The 22,553-nt window shown below is 66.2% G+C and carries 24 protein-coding genes; 10 read left to right on the top strand and 14 right to left on the bottom strand.

Going from position 1 to position 22,553, the window contains the following annotated elements; genetic code table 11:
• Window positions 1-12: 12 nt before the first annotated feature.
• From ACYQ26_RS04495 to ACYQ26_RS04485, 3 genes are all read right to left on the bottom strand, one after another.
• Window positions 13-465 (bottom strand): GNAT family N-acetyltransferase, encoded by a 453-nt coding sequence (locus ACYQ26_RS04495; protein ID WP_459807456.1) that lies wholly within the window; start codon window positions 463-465, stop codon window positions 13-15.
• 136 nt (window positions 466-601) lie between these two features.
• Window positions 602-1,879 (bottom strand): isocitrate dehydrogenase (NADP(+)), encoded by a 1,278-nt coding sequence (gene icd / locus ACYQ26_RS04490; protein WP_459807453.1) that lies wholly within the window; start codon window positions 1,877-1,879, stop codon window positions 602-604.
• Window positions 1,880-2,142: 263 nt separating this feature from the next.
• Window positions 2,143-2,451 (bottom strand): hypothetical protein, encoded by a 309-nt coding sequence (locus ACYQ26_RS04485; RefSeq protein ID WP_459807450.1) that lies wholly within the window; start codon window positions 2,449-2,451, stop codon window positions 2,143-2,145.
• 92 nt (window positions 2,452-2,543) lie between these two features.
• On the opposite strand from ACYQ26_RS04485, the gene ACYQ26_RS04480 reads away from it, so the two are divergent.
• Both ACYQ26_RS04480 and map read left to right on the top strand, forming a co-directional pair.
• Window positions 2,544-3,470: an isoaspartyl peptidase/L-asparaginase gene (locus ACYQ26_RS04480; RefSeq protein WP_459807448.1), complete on the top strand. Its 927-nt coding sequence runs from the start codon at window positions 2,544-2,546 to the stop codon at window positions 3,468-3,470.
• Window positions 3,471-3,779: 309 nt separating this feature from the next.
• Window positions 3,780-4,688 (top strand): type II methionyl aminopeptidase, encoded by a 909-nt coding sequence (map, locus tag ACYQ26_RS04475; protein WP_459807445.1) that lies wholly within the window; start codon window positions 3,780-3,782, stop codon window positions 4,686-4,688.
• Between the two features lie 113 nt (window positions 4,689-4,801).
• Here map and ACYQ26_RS04470 read toward each other — a convergent pair whose 3' ends face one another.
• Window positions 4,802-5,002 (bottom strand): DUF7835 family putative zinc beta-ribbon protein, encoded by a 201-nt coding sequence (locus tag ACYQ26_RS04470; RefSeq protein WP_459807442.1) that lies wholly within the window; start codon window positions 5,000-5,002, stop codon window positions 4,802-4,804.
• Between the two features lie 277 nt (window positions 5,003-5,279).
• On the opposite strand from ACYQ26_RS04470, the gene ACYQ26_RS04465 reads away from it, so the two are divergent.
• The gene (locus tag ACYQ26_RS04465; RefSeq protein WP_459807439.1) at window positions 5,280-5,819 is read left to right on the top strand and encodes an HIT family protein; all 540 of its coding nucleotides are present in this window, start codon (window positions 5,280-5,282) and stop codon (window positions 5,817-5,819) included.
• Between the two features lie 127 nt (window positions 5,820-5,946).
• Here ACYQ26_RS04465 and ACYQ26_RS04460 read toward each other — a convergent pair whose 3' ends face one another.
• Window positions 5,947-6,183, bottom strand: coding sequence for a glutaredoxin family protein (locus ACYQ26_RS04460; protein WP_459807436.1), 237 nt, complete (start codon window positions 6,181-6,183; stop codon window positions 5,947-5,949).
• Between the two features lie 458 nt (window positions 6,184-6,641).
• On the opposite strand from ACYQ26_RS04460, the gene ACYQ26_RS04455 reads away from it, so the two are divergent.
• A complete protein-coding gene (locus ACYQ26_RS04455; protein WP_459807433.1) occupies window positions 6,642-7,586 on the top strand; it encodes a nucleotidyltransferase domain-containing protein in 945 nt (314 codons plus the stop codon).
• A 620-nt stretch (window positions 7,587-8,206) separates the two neighbouring features.
• The gene (locus ACYQ26_RS04450) at window positions 8,207-9,022 is read left to right on the top strand and encodes a DNA-directed RNA polymerase subunit epsilon (protein WP_459807430.1); all 816 of its coding nucleotides are present in this window, start codon (window positions 8,207-8,209) and stop codon (window positions 9,020-9,022) included.
• An 18-nt stretch (window positions 9,023-9,040) separates the two neighbouring features.
• Here the strand turns inward: ACYQ26_RS04450 and ACYQ26_RS04445 are convergent, their stop codons facing one another.
• On the bottom strand, window positions 9,041-10,522 hold the full coding sequence (locus ACYQ26_RS04445) for a M28 family peptidase (RefSeq protein ID WP_459807428.1): 1,482 nt from the start codon (window positions 10,520-10,522) through the stop codon (window positions 9,041-9,043).
• A 101-nt stretch (window positions 10,523-10,623) separates the two neighbouring features.
• Here ACYQ26_RS04445 and pepF point away from each other — a divergent pair, with 101 nt between their 5' ends.
• The 4 genes from pepF to ACYQ26_RS04425 all read left to right on the top strand — a co-directional run bounded on the left by pepF (window position 10,624) and on the right by ACYQ26_RS04425 (window position 15,136).
• Entirely contained in the window at window positions 10,624-12,417 is a 1,794-nt protein-coding gene (pepF, locus tag ACYQ26_RS04440; protein ID WP_459807425.1) for an oligoendopeptidase F, read from the top strand.
• 214 nt (window positions 12,418-12,631) lie between these two features.
• On the top strand, window positions 12,632-13,864 hold the full coding sequence (gene pan2, locus ACYQ26_RS04435) for a proteasome-activating nucleotidase Pan2 (protein ID WP_459807422.1): 1,233 nt from the start codon (window positions 12,632-12,634) through the stop codon (window positions 13,862-13,864).
• 292 nt (window positions 13,865-14,156) lie between these two features.
• Entirely contained in the window at window positions 14,157-14,642 is a 486-nt protein-coding gene (locus ACYQ26_RS04430; protein ID WP_459807420.1) for a pyruvoyl-dependent arginine decarboxylase, read from the top strand.
• A 95-nt stretch (window positions 14,643-14,737) separates the two neighbouring features.
• Window positions 14,738-15,136: a DUF5811 family protein gene (locus ACYQ26_RS04425; protein ID WP_459807417.1), complete on the top strand. Its 399-nt coding sequence runs from the start codon at window positions 14,738-14,740 to the stop codon at window positions 15,134-15,136.
• A 161-nt stretch (window positions 15,137-15,297) separates the two neighbouring features.
• Here the strand turns inward: ACYQ26_RS04425 and ACYQ26_RS04420 are convergent, their stop codons facing one another.
• The 3 genes from ACYQ26_RS04420 to ACYQ26_RS04410 all read right to left on the bottom strand — a co-directional run bounded on the left by ACYQ26_RS04420 (window position 15,298) and on the right by ACYQ26_RS04410 (window position 16,858).
• Complete coding sequence (locus ACYQ26_RS04420) at window positions 15,298-15,720, bottom strand: DUF6276 family protein (protein WP_459807414.1); 423 nt, start codon at window positions 15,718-15,720, stop codon at window positions 15,298-15,300.
• Between the two features lie 98 nt (window positions 15,721-15,818).
• Window positions 15,819-16,568 (bottom strand): V-type ATP synthase subunit D, encoded by a 750-nt coding sequence (locus ACYQ26_RS04415; RefSeq protein ID WP_459807413.1) that lies wholly within the window; start codon window positions 16,566-16,568, stop codon window positions 15,819-15,821.
• An 86-nt stretch (window positions 16,569-16,654) separates the two neighbouring features.
• Window positions 16,655-16,858 (bottom strand): zinc ribbon domain-containing protein, encoded by a 204-nt coding sequence (locus ACYQ26_RS04410; RefSeq protein WP_459807411.1) that lies wholly within the window; start codon window positions 16,856-16,858, stop codon window positions 16,655-16,657.
• Between the two features lie 58 nt (window positions 16,859-16,916).
• Here ACYQ26_RS04410 and ACYQ26_RS04405 point away from each other — a divergent pair, with 58 nt between their 5' ends.
• On the top strand, window positions 16,917-17,264 hold the full coding sequence (locus ACYQ26_RS04405) for a DUF8143 family protein (protein ID WP_459807409.1): 348 nt from the start codon (window positions 16,917-16,919) through the stop codon (window positions 17,262-17,264).
• A 130-nt stretch (window positions 17,265-17,394) separates the two neighbouring features.
• Here the strand turns inward: ACYQ26_RS04405 and ACYQ26_RS04400 are convergent, their stop codons facing one another.
• From ACYQ26_RS04400 to ACYQ26_RS04380, 5 genes are read right to left on the bottom strand one after another with little or no spacing between them, the layout of a single operon-like run.
• On the bottom strand, window positions 17,395-18,804 hold the full coding sequence (locus ACYQ26_RS04400; protein ID WP_459807407.1) for an ATP synthase subunit B: 1,410 nt from the start codon (window positions 18,802-18,804) through the stop codon (window positions 17,395-17,397).
• A gap of 2 nt (window positions 18,805-18,806) precedes the next feature.
• Window positions 18,807-20,570, bottom strand: coding sequence for an ATP synthase subunit A (locus tag ACYQ26_RS04395; protein ID WP_459807405.1), 1,764 nt, complete (start codon window positions 20,568-20,570; stop codon window positions 18,807-18,809).
• A 3-nt stretch (window positions 20,571-20,573) separates the two neighbouring features.
• Window positions 20,574-20,912, bottom strand: a complete 339-nt coding sequence (locus ACYQ26_RS04390; RefSeq protein WP_459807404.1) for a V-type ATP synthase subunit F — start codon at window positions 20,910-20,912, stop codon at window positions 20,574-20,576.
• A complete protein-coding gene (locus ACYQ26_RS04385) occupies window positions 20,909-21,961 on the bottom strand; it encodes a V-type ATP synthase subunit C (protein ID WP_459807401.1) in 1,053 nt (350 codons plus the stop codon). Before ACYQ26_RS04385 ends, ACYQ26_RS04390 begins: the two co-directional genes overlap by 4 nt.
• A complete protein-coding gene (locus tag ACYQ26_RS04380; RefSeq protein ID WP_459807398.1) occupies window positions 21,958-22,539 on the bottom strand; it encodes a V-type ATP synthase subunit E in 582 nt (193 codons plus the stop codon). The genes ACYQ26_RS04385 and ACYQ26_RS04380 overlap by 4 nt, the downstream gene beginning before the upstream one ends.
• Window positions 22,540-22,553: the final 14 nt, after the last annotated feature.

Here is a 22,553-nt window from a genome sequence, read left to right as displayed (position 1 = left end):
TCCGTTCCCGATTCAGTCGAGCGACTTGTGCATCTCGACGTGTGGAATGCCGGCTTCTTCGAACTCCTCGCCGCGACTTTCGTATCCGAGCGAACGGTAGAATCCCTCGACTCGCGTCTGAGCGTGGAGTTTAATCTCCCCGAATCCCCGTTCTCGAGCCGCCGTCTCAGTAGCATCCATTAGTTCGCGGCCGACGCCGGCCTCGCGGTGGGACTCGAGGACGGCGACGCGTTCGACTTTGCCGACGACGTCGCCGTCGTCGGTCTCGTACTCACGCAGCCGCGCGGCCCCGACCGGCTGGCCGCCGGCGTAGGCGACGAAGTGGACCGCGTCCGCGTCCGGTTCGTCGTGCTCGTCGTACTCGAGGTCCTCGTCGACGCCCTGTTCCTCGACGAAGACGGTTTGGCGGACGGCGAAGGCGTCCGTCCGTTGCTCGTCGTCGTCGACGACGTATACGTCGGTCATCGCGACGGGGTAGGGAGTCGCGTCGTGAGAACGTTACGACACGGCTCGAGCGGTGCCGGAGCGCACAACGCTCTCAGCAGACGGGAGAGCGATAAAGACGAAATAGAGTGATGACTGCGGTCGTCGGTGGCGCGACTTACGACAGCTTCTGAATGTTGTCGACGACTTCAGCCGTGTACTCGCTGGTCGCGAGCTTCTCGGCGTCCTCGCGCTGGCGGGCGAGGTCGTAGGTGACCTTGCCCGAGGAGATGGTCTCCTCGACGGCGTCGCGTACGAGGTCGGCGGCGTCGTCCCAGCCGAGGTAGTCGAACATCAGGCGACCGGAGAGGATCATCGCAGTCGGGTTGGCCATGTCCTGGCCGGCGCGCTTGGGCGCGGAGCCGTGGACGGGCTCGGCGAGCATGCGACCCTTGCCGAAGTTGCCACCAGGTGCGATGCCGAGGCCGCCGATCTGGGCGCCCGCGGCGTCGGAGAGATAGTCACCGTTGAGGTTCGGCATGGCGAGCACGTCGAACTCGTCGGTGCGCAGCTGCATCCACTGGAGCATCGCGTCGGCCAGTCGCTCCTCGACCATGACGGCGCCCTCGGGGATGTCGATGTCGTCCTGCTCCTCCCACAGCGAGTCGGGTGCGGCGAAGACCTCGTCGTCGGGGTACTCCTCGTCGGCGACCTCCATGCCCCACTCGGAGAACTGCCCCTCGGTGAACTTCATGATGTTACCCTTGTGAACGAGCGTGACCTTGTCGCGGTCGTGCTCGAGGGCGTAGTCGATGGCCTCGCGGACCAGTCGCTTCGAGCCCTTCTCGGTGATCGGCTTGATGCCGATGCCGACGGGGCCTTCGTGGATGGTCGAGTCGAAGCCCATCTCGTTCTCGATGAAGTCCCGGACCTTCTCGACTTCCTCGGTGCCTTCCTCCCACTCGATGCCGGCGTAGACGTCCTCGGTGTTCTCCCGGAAGGTCACCATGTCCATCTGCTCGGGCTCGGACATCGGCGACGGGACGCCCTCGAGGTAGTAGGTCGGCCGGACGTTCGCGTACAGGTCGAGCGTCTGGCGCAGCGCGACGTTCAGCGAGCGGAAGCCGGCGCCGACGGGCGTCGTCAGCGGGCCCTTGATCGCGACGCGGTGTTCCTTGATGGCTTCGACCGTCTCGTCGGGGAGGTTGACGTCTTCCCCGTACTTCTCGCGCGCGGACTCGCCGGCGTAGACGCGCATCCAGTTGATCTCGCGGCCGGTGGCCTCCGCGGCGGCCTCGAGGACCTCCTGTGCGGCGGGGCCGACGTCCTTGCCGATCCCGTCGCCGTGGATGATCGGGATGATCGGGTTGTCGGGCACCTCGAGTTCGTCCTCGGAACCCTCTTTCAGCGTGATCTTCTCCCCGTCGTCAGGGACCTCGATCTTGTCGTAGCTCATCTCGTCTGCACGGTGTCCCGATGGGGGTAAAAGACCTACCATTTCTCTCGCGGTCCGTAAACGTCGTTCGTCGATTAGCAGGGGTCGTATTCGTCGATAACGGTGGGAGACAGCGCGTATCGGCGCGAAAATCCCGTCGGAGGTCGGATCACCGCATTATAAACATTCGTTGTATGACGGGTGCGTTGAAACTGAAAATCCCAATTTCAGACCGGCGGGAATCGCCGGAGAACGGCGGTAGAACGGCGCACATCCGTATTCTATTATCGTGAAGATTTGTCTCGATCGCACCGCGGTCCCCTTCCGACGACGGCGTCGTTCCAGGACCGAACGATCCTCGCGACGCCGAGACCGATCGCCGTCGCCCCGAGGATCGCGACGGCGCTTCCTTCGACGGCCGTCAGCCAGGATTCGAGGATACCGATCCACAGCGCGCTCCCGATCGTGATCCCGACGGTGACCAGCGCCGTCCCGACGTCGATCGGATCGCGGGTCTCGCCGAGCACCGCTCGGCCGAGCGCGATCGCCGACATGGCGGCGCAGAACGCGACGAGCAGGGCGACCGGCGTCATCGTCGCCGTCGGTTCACAAGCCGCCGTCGTAAGTGTGGGGGTTTTGGTACGATCCCCGAAAACCGTTAGTCCGGGCGTCCGTCGGACCGCGTATGCAGGTACTCGTTCACGGCGGCGCCGGCGGCAATCCCGACGAGCCGGAACCCAGAGCGGCGGTCCTCGAGCGCGCAGCGGAAACCGGCGCGGAGCGGTCGACGGCGGTCGAGGCGGTCGAGGAGGCTGTACGGGTCCTCGAGTCCTCGCCGCGGTTCAACGCCGGCGTCGGAAGCGCCGTCCAGAGCGACGGCGAGATCCGGACGGACGCGGGGATCATGACCGACGACCGATCGGTCGGCGCGGCCTGCTCGATGCCCGGCGTCGAGCGCGCGGTCAGCGTCGCCCGCGTCGTCATGGAGGAAACGCCCCACGGCTTCGTCTCGGGCGAGCACGCCGTCTCGCTGGCCGAGGCGTTCGATATCGAAACCGGCGTCGACCTCTGGACGGACCGCACGCGCGAGCAGTGGGCCGCCCTCGAGCCCCCGACCGGCGGGACCCTGGCGGAACTCGAGTGGATCCGCGAGCGGTACGGCCGGTCGGAATTGGACCCCGACGGCCGCGATCAGGACGACGGACGAGGGCCGACGAGCAACGATCCGACGGCTCACGACACCGTCGGCGCGGTCGCGACCGACGGCGACGCCCTCGCGGCGGCGACCTCGACCGGCGGCCGCTGGCTCGCGCTCGCCGGACGCGTCGGCGACGTCCCGCAGGTCGGCGCCGGCTTCTACTGTTCGCCCGCCGCGGCCGTGAGCGCGACGGGCGCGGGCGAGGACATCGCTCGAGTCACCCTCTCGCGTCGGGTCGCGGGCCACGTCGAACGCGACCTCGAGGCGCAGACGGCGGCCGAAACCGCGATCGAGGAGTTCGCCGAACTGACCGGCTCGAGCGCCGGCGTCATCGCCGTCGACGCGGACGGGAGACTTGGCTCGGCGTACAACAGCGAGGCGATGCAAACGGCGCGAGCAAACCGCCGGCGTTGATCGTCCGCGCTCCGAATCCGAACGGATCCGCCTCGAGACCGCGAACGGGCCCACCTGCGGACGGACGAGGACGAGGACGACCGGCGGTCTCGAGGCGTCCGATTCACGATCACGACGCTCGTCGTAACTGATCGCCCGGGGGACTGGCGCTCTCGCGCCGTCCGGGAGGACGGTGCCGTGCGGCATAATTCGTCGCGACCGTTTCGTCACGTTCCGGTCGGTTTACGCCACGCTAGCGGCGCAAACGACGGCATTCTCCGGCCGGTCGGAGGCGGAACCTCTTTTTGTCGACCGGTCCAACCCGGGAACATGGCCGAATCCGACGCAGACGTGGACCTCGAGTCCGAGAAGTACGAGAAACACCGCGAAGCGGGCGAGATCCTCGCGCAGGTTCGCCAGGAGGCGGCCGAACGCGTCGAGGTCGGTGCGAGCCACCTCGAGGTCGCCGAGTTCGCCGAGGAGCGCATCCGCGAGCTCGGCGGCGAGCCGGCGTTCCCCGTCAACATCTCGATCGACGAGGAGGCCGCCCACGCCACGCCGTCGATCGACGACGAGACCACCTTCGGCGAGGAGATGGTCAACCTGGACATCGGCGTCCACGTCGACGGCTGGCTCGCCGACACCGCAATCACCGTCGACCTCTCGGGGAACCCCGAACTGGCCGAAGCCTCCGAACAGGCCCTGGAGGCCGCCCTCGAGGTCGTCGAACCCGGCGTCGAGACCGGCGAGATCGGCGCCGAGATCGAGGACGTCATCGACGGCTACGGCTACAACCCCGTCGTCAACCTCACCGGCCACGGGCTGGGCCACTGGGAACAGCACACCGGCCCCAACATCCCCAACCGCGCCGTCTCGCAGGGGGCGACCCTCGAGGTCGGCGACGTCGTCGCCATCGAACCCTTTGCGACCGACGGCGGCGGCAAGGTCACCGAGGGCGCCAGCGAGGAGATCTTCGCGCTCGAGCACGAGGGCACCGTCCGGAACCGACAGGCCCGCGAGGCGCTCGACCAGATCACCGAGCAGTTCCGGACGCTGCCGTTCGCGACGCGCTGGCTCGAGACGGACCGGCCGGAGATGGCGCTGCGCCGCCTCAAGCGCAACGACATCGTCCACGGCTACCCCGTGCTCCAGGAGGACGACGGCTACCTCGTCAGTCAGAAGGAGCACACGATCATCGTGACCGAGGACGGCTGTGAAGTAACGACGAAGGGCCAGTAACCCAGCGTCACGGTTCCCAACCGGTGCGCCCCCGCGGGCGGCGACCTGGAGTACTGAAGCGGAGAGAGATCAGGGTCGACAGTTCGGTTTTGATTCGGTACGGCGCCGCCGGCTCAGGCGTTGTTCATCCGCTGGCTCGTGCGATTGCCACAGCGCTGGCACTCGCTGACGCGGTAGGGCTCGCGGGAGAACTGCGAGTTCTCCTCCTTGAGGCTCTCCGTTCGGATCTGGACGGACACTTCGTGTAGCGTCTCCAGGTCGCAGTCATCACAGTATTCGGTCATCCCATTGAATGAGTCATCTGTCGTTGCCATTACCGGTTTACTTGCGTTAGTCTTAGCTTAAAGGCCCGCTTCATTTCGAGTCGTGAGTCGAAACGGGCCGGAGCAGGCCGCTCCGGCACGAAACGCGCTGAGATAGTTCGATATCGTTTATGTGTGTTTCTCAGCGCGTATGTAACGCAGACAGGAATTTCCTGAAATAGTAGTAATTTGCTATTACCGGCGGCCGCCGGCGGCAGTTCTTGCCACCGCTCGCCCCACGGCGCGCTCGTGCGCAACCAGTATAGGGTCGGCGCGAATGCCCCCGCGTATGGAGCAGGTGTTCGCACCGTGGCGGATCGAGTGGATCAGACGCGACGATCAAAACCCCGACGTTGAGGACTGCGTCTTCTGCGAGCTGCCCGAGCAGGAGACCGATCGGGAGAACCTGCTCGTCGCGCGCAGCGAGCACGCCTTCGTCATGCTGAACAACTACCCCTACAACCCGGGGCACGCGATGGTCATCCCCCGGGCGCACACGGGTGACTACGGCGAACTCGACGACGAGCAACTGCTCGACCACGCGCGACTGAAACAGCGCACCTTCGACGCGCTCGAGACGGCGCTCGAGCCCGACGGGTTCAACGCCGGGCTGAACCTCGGCGACGGCGCCGGCGGCTCGATCGACGATCACCTGCACACCCACGTCGTGCCCCGCTGGGAGGGGGACACGAACTTCATGCCGGTCATCAGCGACACGACGGTCATCGTCGAGGCGCTCGAGGACACGTACGACGAGCTCCGCGAGGCGTTCGCCGCACAGGACGGGGCGACCGTCCCCGACGAGAACGGCGCGGTCGTCTTCGAGTAACTGTCGTCCCGAGACGGCCAGAGTCAGGCTCGGACAGGCGGCTCCGCAGGCGCTCGAGGTGGCGGTCGGCGGGGGTCCGACTCCGGGTGCGGAGTCGGCGTCGGACACGGAATCGGACGCGACGTAATCAGACGTAGCTCGTCTCGAGGAAGTCGAGAATGCGCTCGGATTCGGCCATCGTGACGCCGTGCTCCTCGTCGACGATGACCGGTACCTGCCGCTGGCCGGAGACGCGCTTGACCTCGTCGCGCTCGGAGTGGAGCGCGTCGACCCAGACGCTCTCGTAGTCGACGTCGAGTTCCTCGAGCCGGTCGGCGACCGCCTCGCAGTACGGACAGCCGTCGAGCTGGTACAGCGTTACCATGGTCGGGCGTTCGCGTCGAATCGACAAAAGGGTGGGTGCCAACTTGGACGTGGGCCCGGACGCGGACCGCGATTGACCGGCGAACGCGCACTCCGTCTCGGACCGGTGAGCAACCTCGCTCCGCTTTAAGTGGTTTTGGTCACAAGGTGGAGCTATGACGGGAGATCACCGCTTCTCGAGACAGGGTTCGTTTCCAGTGTCGACTCTCGAGTTCGACGGCCCATCGCACCGGAACTCGCGTCGCTTTCCGTGTCTCTGCTCGCAAGGGGAAGATGCGACGGACTGCATCCGGCCGAATTTTCGTCTCCGAATCTCCGTCGCTACCGATGACGCTCGAGCACCGGCCATCCTACTGAGTCGGTCTTCCTTTAAGTGATTCTGGTCACAAGGTGGAGCTACGAAGGGAGATTCTCCCAGTCCTCGCTGTCCTTTCCGCAGCACAGTATCCCGATCAGCCGATGGTACCCGTTCCGGACCGCGTCCGCAAGCGGATCGACGAGCGACTCACCGCCCTCGAGCGGCGCCGCGAGATTACCGTCGCGTTCGCGGTCGCCCGCGGGAGCCACGCCTGGGGCGCCGCGAGCCCGGCAAGCGACTACGACGTCGGCTTCGTCTACGTCCCCGACGACCTCCGGACCTACGCACATCTCGAGGGTGCGAGCGAGACGATCGCCGACGGCGCTGGCGACGTCGAGTTCCAGGGGCTGAACGTCCGCAAGTTCGCGGAGTTGCTCGCCGACTCCAACGAGAGCGCGATCGAGCTCCTGCGGAGTCCGATTCGGTACCGCGTCGCCTACGATCCCGACGACCTGGCGAAGTACATCACGCGCGCGTACAACCCGATCGACTGCTACCACGACTGGCGGGCGATCGCCGCGAACAACTACCGGAAGTACCTCTCCGATCACCTGGTCCGCAGCGACGACGTCGTCTTCCCGATCCTCGAGCGGACCGCGAACGGGTATCTCGTCGAAGCGGCCGAGAGCGACGGCGGAACGCGGACGATCGCGGCCGACGACGACCGATTCGAGGAAACGCAGACCCGGCGAACGGTCAAACGGAACCTCACGGTGTGCCGCGCGGCGATGTACGCCCGCTACCTGACGGCGACCGGCGAACGGGGCGCGCACGAGCTGTCGGCGATCGATTTCGAGGAGTTCCTGACCGAACAGGCGCCGGCGGTCTTCGACGCCGATCGAATCGAGCGAGCGAAGGCGCTCCTCGAGCGGAAACGGCGGGGAGAAGGCGGCGTCCGCGTCGGCGATCAGGTCGGACGCGAGTTCGCCCACCCGCCGAAGCGAATCGATCCCGCAGTGCACGCGCGGGACGGACCCGATCGCGAGCGGCTGAACGCGTTCATCGACGACGTAATCGCGGCGGTGGGACGATCGGACTCGTCGTAACGTGACAGTCGGTCGCTGATCGTCGACGCTCCTTTAAGTCACTCTGGTCACAAGGTGGTGCTATGACGGGAAGCGTTCTACAGTACCCTGTTCTCAGCAGTGATATCGCTCAAGCGAGGGTATCCGCCGGCTGCTAGCAACTCCTGACAGCACCAACGGCCGTGCTGCTGATTGCGAGCCGAACGGCGTCGCTCGCTTAAGTGGTTCTGGTCACAAGGTAGAGCTATGACGAGAGGTCGTCGCTTCTCGAGTTCCGAATTCGATAGCGACGGCCGTCTCTCTGCATCTCGTCTCGAGCCGTCCCGTTCCCCGCGGCCCTTTAAGTCGTTCTCGACACAAGGTAGAGATACGAAGGGCATTCTCGGGAATCCGATCCGTCCGAGCCGCCGGCTCGTCGCTGCCGCGACGTCGGACGGATCGAGTCCGAACTCGATCCCGTTCTCCGCAGTTCTTTAAGTGCCTCTGGTCACAAGGTGAAGCTACGAAGGGCTTCTCGCGACGGCGACACCGATCGATCAGCGACGGCGCTGACTCGCTCGCGGACGATTATTATCAGACTCGTAATACTGGACGGAAACGAGCGAGCCTTTTTCCGTCTCCCTGTCTGAGCGAATACCAAGATGAGAGACGACGGTTCCGAACCTGGCCCGGGCGGTCCAGACGGTGTCGGCCGCGACGCGGCCGTCGCCGACGAGTACGGCGACGCGTCGTACGGAGCGTCCGGCACCGGCGTCGACCCCGACCCCGAACGCCGCCTCGAGACCCGCCCCGGGTCCGGATCGCTCTCCCGCGCGGACGTCCAGCGCGACTCGACAGTCCGCCAGTGGGGCGTCGTCACGCCCAGCGCGACCGTCATCGGTCGCGCGGAGTCCCCCGACGCGGACCTCTCCGAGAGCGTCCGCCGCCTCCACGACGAACAGCACGCGGCGACGCCGGGCTACAGCGAGCGCGCCCACCGGCTGGACCGCCTGCGAACCACGCAGGCGCTGTGTAACGCGCTCGAGGTGACGCCGTGGCAACGGGACCTCGCGCTCGGCGTCATGGACGAGATCGACCTGACGGAGTTCGGCAGCCAGCGCGCGATCGAGAAGGTCGCGCTGGTCGTGATCCGCCATGTGGTCGACGTCGACCGGCGGTCGTACTTCGGGCTGGACGACATCGACGCGCAGGCGCTGTCTGCCGACCGCATGGAGGAACTGTTCGCGCAGTATCGGGCCCACGACATCACCGAGGAGGAGACGTTCAAGCGGCTCGCCTCGAAGTACGGGCTCGATACGACGAGCCTGAACCGGCTCCGGCGCGTGCTGAAGGAGCAACTGGACGACGACCTCCCGGCCTACGGCCGCAACCCGTACCGCGACCCAAACCTGCCGGGCGTGACCGACCGCAACGAGTCCCCGAACGCGGCGGACGAGGCCGACAGCGAACCCGCGTAAGCGGTCCGAACGTCGCGCTCAGTCCCACGCCGGCGGCCAAATTTCTGCAGCCCGCATCCCCGGCTCGTACTCCTGTTCTCGAAGCCGCTCGCGCAATTCGTCCTCGTCGATTCGCGGCACCGACCGGTGCGTTAACTCGCGTACCAGCAACGCCGTCAGCATGGCGTGCTCGCGCAGGTTCCGCCGATCGACTTTGTCCCGCGTGTCCGCGGTCGTGTGACCCCAGCCGCGACCCCGTTCGCGTCCCTCGGACGGTTCGCTGTGAAGTTGCAGCGACGGAACGCCCGCGCGCAGGAACGGCCAGTGATCGCTGAACGGGTGCGGATCGGGTTCGCGAACGATCGGCTGTCCCGCCTCGCTCGCGACCGCCTCGGCGAGATCGGCGAGCGGCTCGGAGCCGTGGGCGAGCGCCCGCAGATTGCGGAACCGACCCGCGCCGTCGACGTTGACAACGGCCCGCACCGACTCGAGGTCCAGCCGGTCGGCCAGCGCCTCGGCTCCCAGCAGGCCGATCTCCTCGCAACCGACGCCGACGATCCGGACCGTGCACTCGAGGTCGTCCTCGACGTCGGCCAGGATCTCGCTCGCGGCGGCGACGGTCGCGATGCCGCAGCCGTTGTCCAGCGCGCCCTCGGTGATGTCGTGGGCGTCGTAGTGGGCGACGACGACGATTTCTTCCTCGGTTTCCGGGCCGAGTTTCCCGTGAACGTTCTGGCTCGAGCCGGCCTCGATCCGCGCGTCGACGCGGACCCGGACGCGGGTGCCGCGCTCGGCGTACTCCGAGAGCCAGTCGCCCGTTTCGGCGCTGACGCCGATCCCGGGGACGGCCGCCTCGGCGTTGAACTTCAACGCGCCCGTCGGCGGGAGCTGTCCGGGAACGTGGTTGGCGAACACGAACGCCTCGGCGCCCGCGTCGACGGCGTGGCCGAACTTCTCCATGCGGTGGACGAACCGCTGGCCCTGCGGCGTGGTCGTGCTCGCGAGGGCGATCGCGCCCCCCAGATCGGCGTCCTCGATCTCCGCGGGCGTTCCATGGCCGACGTCGACGAGCGGCCCCTCGACTTCAGCGGGCGGCGAGTACGGGAGCGCGAGCGCCTCGAACGAGCGCTCGACCCGACCTGCGTCGGTCGCGTCGCCGTCCGATCGTCCGTTCTGGTCGCTTTGCCCGTCGTCGGTCGTCGGACTGCCGCCTAAAACGGCGAACTCCGTCGTGCCACGTTCCCACCGCTGCATCGGAAACTCCTCGAGCCGGACGTCCGCGAGCCCGGCCGCCGAAAACGTCTCGCGGACGATTTCGGCTGCGCGGCGCTCGCCCACGGAGCCGCCCATCCGGTGGGGGAGTTCGGTCAATCGCGTCAGCAGCTCCCAGGCTCGATCGTCGATCCACGCGCGACCGAGCGCGCGCTCGAGCGTCGCAATCGTCTCGCCGTCGCGATCGCCATTCGGCTCTCGGTCCCGGTCAGACTCCTGATCGCCGTCGGTGTCGTCCGCCCCGTCCATACGAACGCATACCGCCTCGAGCGGCAAAAGCCACCGGCGCGCACCGGTTGCGTTTGTGGGGCTTCGACACGCTTTACCACCTTCGTTCCGAAACGGAGGCTATGAGTTCCGTACCCGAACGCTCCGAGATCGACGAGGAGTACACCTGGGATCTCGAGAGCATCTACGCGACCGACGAGGACTGGGAGGCGGCCTACGAGGCCGTCGCCGAGCGCGTCGAGGAGCTACAGACCTACGAGGGGCAGGTCACCGACGACGCCGAGACGCTGCTTGCAGTGCTCCAGCTGCGCGACGAGATCATGCGGGAGGTGTCGACGGTGTCGGCCTACGCTCGGATGCGCCGTGACGAGGACACGACGAACCAGCAGTACCAGGCGCTGACCGCCCGGGCCCAGTCGCTGGCGGCCGACGCCCAGTCGGCGGCCTCCTTCATCGACCCCGAAATCCAGGAACTCACCCGCGAGGAGTTCGACGAGATGGTCGAGGCGGAGCCGGAGCTCGAGACCTACGACCACTACGTCGACGACGTCCTCCGGATGAAACCTCACACCCGCTCCGCGGAGGTCGAGGAAGTCCTCGCGGAACTGAGCGAGGTCACCGGCGCGACGGGCGAGGTGTACAACATGCTCTCGAACGCGGACATGGAGTTCCCGACCGTCGAGGATCCCGAGGGGGACGCGGTCGAGATCACCCAGAGCAACTTCACGAACCTGCTCAAGCGGCCCGACCGGGACTTCCGCCGGCGCGTCTACGAGGGCTACTTCGACGAGTGGGAGTCCGTCCGAAATACGGTCGCCGCCGCCTACAAGAACAGCGTCAAGGCGGACGTGAAGACCGCTCGGGCCCGAAACTACGACACCGCGCGAGAGGCCGCGCTGGACGGCCCGAACGTCCCCGTCGAGGTCTACGACACCCTCGTCGACACCGTCCACGATAACCTCGACAAGCTCCACCACCACACCGAACTCAAGCGCGAGGCGCTGGACGTCGACGAGTTGCAGATGTGGGACCTCTACATGCCCCTGACCGGCGACGAGGGTCCCGACGTGGAGTACGACCAGGCGACGGAGTACGTCGTCGATTCGCTCGCACCGCTGGGTGAGGAGTACCAGTCCCGCGTCGCCGAGGGGCTCGACTCGCGCTGGGTCGACGTCTACGAGAACGAGGGCAAGCAGTCCGGCGCGTACTCGGGCGGCACCTACGACACCCAGCCGTTCATCCTGATGAACTACCAGGACGACATCACCTCGATGTACACGCTGGCCCACGAACTGGGCCACTCGATGCACTCGGAACTGACGAAGGAGGAACAGCCCTTCGTCTACTCGAGCTACGAGATTTTCGTCGCCGAGGTCGCCAGCACCGTCAACGAGGCGCTGCTGACCAAGCACCTCCTCGAGACCGTCGAGGATCCCGAGTTCAAGAAACACGTCCTCAACGAGTTCCTCGAGCGCGTGCGCTCGACGCTCTACCGGCAGACGCTGTTCGCCGAGTTCGAACACGAGGCCCACCGCCTCGAGGAGGAAGGCGAGGCGCTTACCGCCGACCGACTCGACGAACTCTACCGCGAACTCAAGGCCCAGTACTACGAACCCGCCGCCATCGATGACCGGATCGCGCGCGAGTGGATGCGCATCCCGCACTTCTACCGGGCCTTCTACGTCTACCAGTACGCGACCGGCATCTCGGCCGCGCTCGCGATCACGGACCGCATCTTCGACGAGGGCGAGCGCGCCGCCGCGGACTACCTCGAGTTCCTCCAGCAGGGCTCCCGCGAGTACCCCCTCGAACTGCTGCGCATCGCCGGCGTCGACATGAGCAGTTCCGAGCCGATCGACCGCGCGCTCGAGACCTACGGCGACCGGCTGGACGAACTCGACGCCCTGCTCGAGTAACGGGGTCGGTCCGACGCGTCCGAGCCGCGGACCGCGGACCGCAGACCGCGAACCGCGAACGGTCCGGGCCCGCCCGCCGAGTCGCCACCCGCTCCGTCACCCCCGGGATCAGTCCGACGCCGTCATTTGCAGGCTCCGCACACGCCCCTAACCCGAAATCCGTCCGCGACCCAAAGGCACATTTATCGCCGGGGACTTATCCGTGTACGTCAAGATGTCTCGAAGCCCCTCTCTTCCCGAACGACCCCATCGCGATATCGACCCCGATCTGCCCGACGACGAGCGGCTCGAGGCGCTGCGCGATCATTTCGAGGATATCGTCGACGTCCACGAACAGCTGTCCGAACAGCTCGACGAAGCCGAACAGCGGCGCGAGCAACTGCGCGAGAAAGTCGACCGCGTCGAGCGCGAGAACGAGACGCTCAAGAGCTCCTCGCTGTACATCGCGACCGTCGAGGACGTGATGGCCGACGACGAGGTCGTCGTCAAGCAACACGGCAACAACCAGGAGGTCCTCACCGAGGTCTCCCCGCGCGTCGCGGACCGCGTCGAACCCGGCGACCGCGTCGCCGTCAACGACTCCTTCGCGATCCAGACCGTGCTGGACGCCGAGACCGACGCGCGCGCCCAGTCGATGGAGATCACCGCGAAGCCCGACGTCGGCTACGAGGACATCGGCGGCATCGACGAGCAGGTCCGCGAGGTCCGCGAGGCCGTCGAGCAGCCCCTCTCCGAGCCCGAAGTCTTCGACGAGGTCGGTATCGAACCCCCGAGCGGGGTCCTCCTGTACGGCCCGCCGGGCACCGGGAAGACGATGCTCGCGAAGGCCGTCGCCAACAAGACCGACGCCACCTTCATCAAGATGGCCGGCTCCGAACTCGTCCGCAAGTTCATCGGCGAGGGCTCGCGGCTCGTCCGCGACCTCTTCGAGATGGCCCGCGAGCGCGAGCCAGCCATCATCTTCATCGACGAGATCGACGCCATCGCGACGACCCGCTCCGAGTCCAAGACCTCCGGCGACGCCGAGGTCCAGCGGACGATGATGCAACTCCTCAGCGAAATGGACGGCTTCGAGGCACGCGGCGAAATCCGCATCATCGCCGCCACCAACCGCTTCGACATGCTCGATCGCGCCATCCTGCGCCCCGGTCGGTTCGACCGCCTCATCGAGGTCCCCGAACCCGACCGCGACGGCCGCGAGCAGATCCTCGAGATCCACACCCGCGACATGAACGTCGCCGATGGGGTCGACTTCGACGCCCTCGCCGACGAGACCAAGGGCTACTCCGGGGCCGACATCGAGAGCCTCGCCACCGAGGCCGGCATGTTCGCCATCCGCAACGAGCGCAACGAGGTCATCCACCAGGACTTCGTCGACGCCTTAGAGAAGATCGAGGACGACGACTCGAGCGACGTGGTCTCCTCGGCGGGCTACTTCTACCAGTAACGAACTTTTCCGCTGCGGGTGCGCCTGCGGCGCACCCTCGGGAAAATCTCGATGAAAAGCACTCTTCCTTCCTCTCCGCTCGCTGCGCTCGCTTCGAGTCAGTCGTCGGCCCGCTCGCTCCCTCCGGTCGCTCGCGGTTGATTTCGGTGTGAGAGCCTGCCCTTCCCCGGCTCGCAGCGGCCTCGGTTCTTCGGCCGCTACTCGCGGCCGCGGGTTCGGTTTCCCGTCTCGAGCCCATCTCGAGTTGCCCTCAAATCGCAAGCCCTTACGCCGCTCGTCTCCGAACACGGATATGACCTCGAGTACGATCCGCGTCGTCTGGGGGACCGCCTCGGCGCCCACGGCGATGGCCTCCTACGACGCCGCGCTGGCGGAAGCCGGCGTCGAGAACTACAATCTCGTCTCGGTCTCCTCCGTGATCCCGGCCGGCGTCGACGTCGAGGCCGTCGGCACCGCGCCCGACCTCGGGCCTGCCGGGGAGCGGCTGACCGTCGTCGAGGCCCGGGCCACCTCCGCGGGACCGGGTCGGGTGAGCGCGGCGCTGGCCTGGTCCCAGTCGGTCGACGACGGACCGGGGCTGTTCTACGAGACGGCCGGCGAGATGGACCGCGAGGACGTCGAACGACGCGTCCGCGAGGGGCTTGCCGCGGGTCAGGAGCTTCGCGACTGGGAGTTTACCGAGCCGCGAGTCGCAGTCGAGAGCAGCCGGGCCGACTCGGGAACGTACACGACGGCACTGGTGCTGGCCGTCTACGGCGAGAGCGAGCCGATCCTCTGACGCCGCGGGCGACGGGCGCCTCGATCGCGGCTCGAGACTGTGCGAAGCCGAACCCTTTTGATCCGTCGGCACCATGATATCCATACACACTTCTCATGAACGGAAATACGCCGTACGCAGGGTTGCCGGGGGAGACGGCCGCAGGGCAGCGCGCCGCAGCGGACGTTCCGGACATCTCGAGCGCACAGAAACGGCTGCTCCACCGCGACGTCTCCCGGATCGCGGCCCGAACGCGGGAGTACCTCCCCGACGAGTACGTCGTCGACTCGCGGATCTCGACCGGCGCGACCGGGCCGCAGGTGACCGTCGCCGTTCGCCCGCCGGTCGGTCACGCCGTCAGCGCCGGCTTTACGCCGACTTTCGACGAAGATACGTCCGAGGACGAGGTCATCGATCCGGACGAACGCGACGAAGTCGCCCGCGGCCTGGCCGCCAGCGCCGCGCTCCAGATGAAGCAGGCGATGAACGATAACGTCGAGCCGACCGCGAAGTAGCCGTAGCGCCGGCCGCCGCTCTGCGTCCGCGTCGCCTTCTTACTCTCACGTCGACCGTCAACCGCTTCCGACCGTCCTACCTGTCGTCTCGCCGCCAGTCTCCCCTCGCCCGTCACCCGGCGGCACCGCTTCTCTATCGCGCCACGAGTCGAAAACGAGCGTCAGTACAACAGTTGCTCGAGCTGGTGCTGGCGTCGGTCGAGATCGACCGCCGGATCGATCGACGGATCGGCCCGAAGGCGGTCGATCACGAGGAGCGGATCCGCACCGGCCCGTTCGACCGCGCGGAGCAGCGACTCGATCGCCGAGCGGTTCGTCGCCAGCGACGAGCACAGCCCCAGCGCGAGCGCGAGCGGGATCGCCCGCTCCGAGCGGGTGGGAAAGGCGTCGCCGACTTGGCGAAAGTCGGGGTCGGAGTCGTGATCGGCCGGGACGTCGTCGGACTCGAGGGGAGCAAGCGTGAGACAGTGCGGACAGAACGCGACGGCCGGCGCGTCGTCGGGCGCGTGCTCGCGGTACTCGTCGGGCACCGAGAATCGAATCGTCTCGGAACTACACTCGGGACAGGAACAGGATCGAGCCATCGGAAGTGGAAGTGAAACTGTCGCGGACCTGAAATCGACCCACGCGGAGACGGGGTCGGACGGTGGGGACGAATCGGGACGGGATCGAGAGCGGGACGTTACTGATTGGCCGCCGGGGACTGCGCCGCGGTGTCCGGCTGGACGTCCTCGAGTTCGTCCTGCTCCGCCTCGGCTTCCTCGGCCTCGGCTTCCTCCGCTTCCTGGCGCCGTTCTTCCTTCTCCTCGGCTTCCTTCTTCTCCTTGATCTTCTTCAGGCGGAAGGTCTCCTCCCGCTCCTGCTCCTCGAGTTTCTGCTCGATGTACTCCTGGCTCTCGTAGAGTTCGGGCAGGAGCTTGAACTCCAGCGCATTGACGCGGCGCTTGGTCGTCTCGATCTCGCGGAGCATCTTCTTCATCGCCGTCTCCACTTCCGCGGCGAGGATGATGCTCTCGAGGAGATCCTCGTAGGCCTCGGCGGCCTCGTCGATGCGGGCCGACGAGCCCATGATCCCGTAGCCGCGCTCGTCGAGGCTCTTGGAGACGCGGGAGGATTCGATCTGCGGGACGACGACGCCCATGATGTTCTTGGACTCGGTAGTGATCTCGGGGTGTTCCTGCAGCGCAGCAGCGGCCCCGCGAACCGCGACATCGCCCTCCATGGCGCGGGCCATGTTGATCTTCTTCTGGGCCTGTTCGTAGTCGTCGGCCAGATCACCGCGGACGTCCTGGGCCTTGTCCAGGATGTCCATGAACTCCATGATCAGCCCGTCCCGTTTCTTTTCCAGCGTGCCGTGCCCCCGCTCGGAGAGTTCGATGCGGTCCTCGATCTCCATCAGGTTCTTGCGGGTGGGCTTGACGTCCTTGGCCATCTTGGGGGAACGTTGCGCCCCCAGTCGGATAACTGTTTACAGTTTTTCGCGGGCCAATCGTCGGACGGGGCGTACAGGAGGGCGGTTTACCCCAGAAAGAGGTCGACCATGTTCCCCGACGACTGCCCGCGGTACAGCTCCGAGTAGCCGCAGTTCGTACAGCTGACGACCATGAACTGACGGTTCTGGATGTCGAACATCTTCGACAGCCCGGAGCCGGTCGTCGCGATCTCGTCCATTTCGGTCTCCGTGTGGCCGCACTTCGGACAGCCGCGTTCGTCGTCTTTCATATCTCGACGTTCGTGTCATCCGGTAAATCCTTTGTGCTCGAGCGGACGAGAGCTAGCTATGTCAGCCGCGTTCGTCGTCCTCGTGCTCCTGTTCGCGGTGCTGATCCCGCTCGCGCTCTGGGTACCGATCGAGAACGAGACGTCGACGACGACCGTCGTCGACCGCGCGGACGCCGAGCGGATCGCGAAAGAACGCGGTGGACGCGGCGGTTCGCGATCGACCGCGTCGGACCCGAATCGAGGGCGGGACTCGAGCGAGTCCGACCGAGAGCATACGATCGCAGATCGCGTGGACGACGACAGCGGCGCGGCTACCGACTGGAGTAGTCCACCAGAAGATCGAGAGACTGGTTCATCGTGGGACGGCGAGCGGGACGAGGGGACTCGAGACGACCGACACCGCTAGTTTCACCGGAGTTTCTCCGTCCGTGCATCTCGGCAGCGAGCTACCGCTGACTGTGAGGCGGTGAAACAAGCGAAAAACGGTCGTCGAACGGACGATTCGAGAGCCGGAAGTGACGAGTGACGAACCGCGATCAGTCGGCCGTCACTTCGGCCGCTTCGGTCTCGTCTTCGCGGTAGTGCTCCTCGATGAGTTCCTCGTCGATGCGGTTGAGTTCCTCCTTCGGGAGATCCGACAGCAGGTCCCAGCCGAGTTCGAGCGTGTCCTCGATGGAGCGGTTGGTGTCGTACCCCTGCTGGACGAACTCCTCCTCGAAGCGGTCGGCGAAGTCGAGGAACTTATTGTCCCGCTCGGAGAGGGCCTCTCGACCGACGATGTTCACGAGGTCGCGCAGGTCCTCACCCTCTGCGTACGCGGCGTACATCTGGTCGGAGACGTCGCCGTGGTCCGCGCGGGTCAGGCCCTCACCGATCCCGTCGTCCATCAGCCGCGAGAGGCTGGGCAGGACGTTGATCGGCGGCTCGATACCCTGGCTGTTCAGATCGCGGTCCATCACGATCTGGCCCTCAGTGATGTAGCCGGTCAGGTCCGGGATCGGGTGGGTGTCGTCGTCGCCGGGCATCGTCAGGATCGGGATCTGCGTGACAGATCCTTCCTTGCCCTCGATACGACCGGCCCGCTCGTAGAGCTGGGCCAGGTCGGTGTACATGTACCCGGGGTAGCCACGGCGACCCGGGACCTCCTCGCGTGCGGCGCCGATCTCACGGAGCGCCTCACAGTAGTTGGTCATGTCCGTGAGGATGACCAGCACGTGGTAGTCCTTCTCGAAGGCCAGGTACTCGGCCGTGGTGAGCGCGAGTCGCGGTGTGACCTGGCGCTCGACGGCCGGGTCGTCCGCGAGGTTCATGAAGACGACCGAACGCTCGAGCGCGCCGGTGCGCTCGAAGTCGTCCATGAACTCGTTTGCCTCTTCCTGGGTAATGCCCATCGCGCCGAAGATGACGGCGAACTCGGAGCCGCCCTCGCCCTCTTCTTCCGGCACGGTCGCCTGTCGGGCGATCTGGAGCGCGAGTTCGTTGTGGGGCAGGCCGGAACCGGAGAAGATCGGCAGCTTCTGGCCACGGACCAGCGTGTTCATGCCGTCGATGGCCGACACGCCGGTCTGGATGAACTCCTCGGGGTACTCCCGCGAGTAGGGGTTGATCGCCTTGCCGACGATGTCCTGGCGCTTGTCGGGAACGATCTCCGGACCGCCGTCGATCGGGTTCCCGGAACCGTCGAGCACCCGTCCAAGCAGATCCTCGGTGACGGGCATCTTCATCGTCTCGCCCAGGAAGCGCACGGAGGCGTTGCGGTCGATGCCGCCGGTCCCCTCGAACACCTGGATCGAGACGATCCCGTCGCTCGACTCCAGTACCTGTCCGCGCAGGGTCTCGCCCTGCGGCGTTTCGATCTCGACGATCTCGTCGTACCCGACGGGCTCGTCGACCTCGGCGAACACCAGCGGACCGCTGATTTCCGTGATCGTTTGATATTCTTTCATCGTTAGTACAGTGCTCGCAGTTGTTCCTTGAGATCCGCTTCGATCTCGTCGATGAACTCGTCCCAGTCCTCGGCGGTACCCATCCGGTTGAGCCGCGGCGCGGCGTCGACGTCCTGGATCTCGTCGACCGGGACGCCCGCGTCCAGCGCCTCGAAGGCCTCGTCGTTGAACGTCTTGATGGCCTGGAGCATCCGGTAGGTCTTCTCGGGTTCGCAGTAGGTGTCGACGTCGTGGAGCGCGTTCTGCTGGAGCCAGGCCTCACGCAGGTAGCGAGCGACCTCGAGCGTGAGCTGCTGGTCCTCCGGCAGGGCGTCCTTCCCGACGAGCTGGACGATCTCCTGCAGCTCGTCCTCCTCGTCTAACACGTCGACCGCCCACTGGCGGGTCTCCGCCCAGTCGTCGGCGACGTTGCTCTCCCACCACGGGTCGAGCTGGTCCTTGTACAGCGAGTAGGACTCGTTCCAGTTGATCGAGGGGAAGTGCCGACGCTCCGCGAGGTCGGCGTCCAGCGCCCAGAACGTCTTGACGATACGCAGCGTGTTCTGGGTGACCGGCTCGGAGAAGTCCCCGCCCGGCGGCGAGACGGCGCCGACGACCGAAATCGAGCCCTCGCCGCCGTTGATCAGTTGGAACTTGCCCGCGCGCTCGTAGAACTCCGAGAGCGCAGCCGCCAGATACGCGGGGTACCCCTCCTCGCCGGGCATCTCCTCGAGACGGGAGGAGATCTCGCGCATGGCCTCGGCCCACCGGGAGGTGGAGTCGGCCATCAGCGCGACGTCGTAGCCCATGTCGCGGTAGTACTCCGCGATCGTGATGCCCGTGTAAATGCAGGACTCACGGGCCGCGACGGGCATGTTCGACGTGTTGGCGATGAGACACGTTCGGGCCATCAGCGGGTTTCCGGTCTGCGGGTCCGGCAGTTCCGGGAAGTCCTCGATGACCTCGGTCATCTCGTTGCCGCGCTCGCCACAGCCGATGTAGACGACGATGTCCGCGTCGGACCACTTGGCGAGTTGCTGCTGGGTGACGGTCTTCCCGGAACCGAACGGACCGGGAATCGCGGCCGTCCCGCCCTTCGCGAGCGGGAACAGGCCGTCCTGGACGCGCTGACCGGTCACCAGCGGCTCGTCCGGCGTCTCCTTGGTGCCGGCGGGGCGGGCCTCGCGGACCGGCCACTCCTGGCGCATCTGGATCTCCTCGCCGGAGGAGAGTTCGGCGACGGTCTCCTCGACGGTGAACTCGCCGCTCTCGATCGAGGTCACTTCGCCGCCCTCGTAGTCCGGCGGCACCATGACCTTGTGGTCGATGGTGACCGTCTCGGGGACGACCCCGACGACGTCGCCGGGCTCGACCTCGTCACCCTCCTCGACTTCGGGGGTGAACTCCCACTGCTTCTCGAGGTCGATCCCGGGGGCGTCGACCCCGCGGTCGAGGAACGCCGTCCCCATCTTGTCCTCGAGGACGTCCAGCGGGCGCTGGACGCCGTCGTAGATGGAGTCGAGCATGCCGGGTCCGAGGTCGACGCTCAGGGGCTCGCCCGTGTTCTCGACGGGTTCGCCCGGGCCGACGCCGGACGTTTCCTCGTAGACCTGAATCGTGGTCAGGTTCCCTTCGATCTCGATGACCTCGCCCATCAGCCCTTCGTCGCCGACGTAGACGACGTCGTTCATCCGGGCGTCGAGGTCCGTGGCGGTCACGACCGGACCGCTCACGCTTTCGATTACACCGTCTTCGTCGACGGATTCGATGTCTTCTGCCTGGCTCATAGTTTAGCTCTCTTCGTCGGCTTCCTCTTCCATCAGGTCGATACCGATCGCACGCTTGATCTGCTCGCGCAGTCCGCCGCCACCGGTGCCGCTTCCGATGGTGACGACGACCGGCTCGACGCTCGTCTCGACGTCCTGGCGAACGCCTCGAGAGAGATGCTCGAGGTCGTCGTCGTGCATGACGACGATGCCGACGTTGTCGTCGTCCAAGACGTCCGTGACGGCGTCGTCCAACTCCGCGTCCTTCTCGTCGTCGGGCACGTTCTCGAAGCGACGGACTCCCGCGAGGCGGAAGCCGGTCGTAAACTCCGGACTGCCGACGACTGCGATTTCCTGGCTCATAGGATCACCAGTTCCTCCTCGATCTCGCTTTCCTCGAGTCCGACCTCGCGACCTCGCGCGATCGCGCGGATGTTCTCGACCTCGCGTTCCTTCGCGAGGATGTACGACAGCACGGCCGAAACCGACACCGGGTAGATACTCGAGAGCGTGTCCGCGTACTCGAGCAGTGCAGCGTCTAGTGCGTGCTCGAACTGGATAAGGCTGTCAGCGTCGCGCAGCCGATCCAGCGCTTCCGAGAGCCGGTCGCCGTACCGACCGCTATCGGCGATGTGATCGACGAGTTCGTCGTAATCGGTCACGAGGCGGCTCAGTTCCGACTCGTCGAACAGCACGCCGCCCTCGATGTAGTAGGCCGCGGGGTCGAGGTCGGCGCCGCTGCGAGCGAGTCGCAAGGCGTTGCGGGCGTTTCGGAAGTCGATCTCCGCCTCCAGGAACTCGACGTACTTCGCTTCTGGTCCCTCCTCGGGGCGACCGAGATCCTCGAGCAGCCGCTCGTAGAACTCCCGGTCGAGGGCGTTCTCGAGCGGCACGAGCGTGCCGGTCTCCTCGAACTCGTCGAGACCCTCCGAGAGGGGCTCGTAGTAGATGGTGTCCGAGAGGAGTTCGACGACGTCCTCGATCTCGTCGACCTCGAGGAGCCGGTCGAGCGTCGCGTCGTCGAGTTCGCCGGCACGGATGAGGTCCGTCTGGATCTCCTCCGTGGGCGTGTCGGTGTAGATCCCGCGGATGATCGTCTTGACGTTCCAGACGTCGAACTTCCGGAGGTAGCGGCTGATCAGGTCGTAGAGTCGCCCCTCCGACCAGTCCAGCAGATCCTGGAAGTGCTTCGCGAGATTGCGGTTCAACGCGTACTCGATCAGATCGACTCCCGAAAAGCGTGCCCCGAGCTCGTTGATCTCGCGTTCGTACTCCGACTCCTCCATGAACCGGGCGATCTCGCCCGGTCCCATCCGGACCAGCTTGCGGTAGTCTTCGTCGTCGAACAGCTTGGCTCGTCGCGACCGAACGCGAGCGTTGACGTACTCCGTGTTCGAGGCACCGAGGCTCATTGTTCGAAGAGTCGGTTGCTGATTGCCTGGAGGTTGTCTTCCCAGACGTCCTCGAGCACCGAGTCGAACGTGTTGTTGACCCGAACGCGGGACTGGTCGCTCTCGACGACGACGCCGCCGAGACAGTCGACCTCGCCGGCGTACTCGTAGCCGTCGTAGTCCTCGAGGATCGACTCGATCAGTTCCCGGTCGTCCTCGCGACCGTAGACGCTGACGTCGTCGCCCGCGTCGAACTCAGTGCCGGCGGCTTCCAGCAGCTCGCGGGTGAGCTCCTCGCGGGTGTCGCCCTCGAGGGTCGCGAGCTCCTCCTCGACCTGCTCGCGGACCTCGCCGAGGACGTCCCGGCGCGCCTCCAGGCGCTTCTGTTTCGCCTCCAGCTTGGCGCTGGAGAGGCGCTGTTCGCGGAGTTGGTCGATCTCGCGTTCGACCTCCCGCTCGGCCTCCTCGAGGGTCGCCTCGGCGTCCTCCTCGGCCGCCGACACGATCTCGTCGGCGCGAGACTCGCCCTCGGCACGGATTTCCTCCGCACGCGCGTGGGCCTCTTCCCGAATGTCTTCAACGACTGTGTCCAAACTCATGGTGAAAGAAGGGA

It is taken from the genome of Halopiger thermotolerans, from assembly GCF_054654555.1.
Note: the sequence above shows the minus strand (reverse complement) of the source record. Positions and strands in the feature narration are given on the sequence as shown.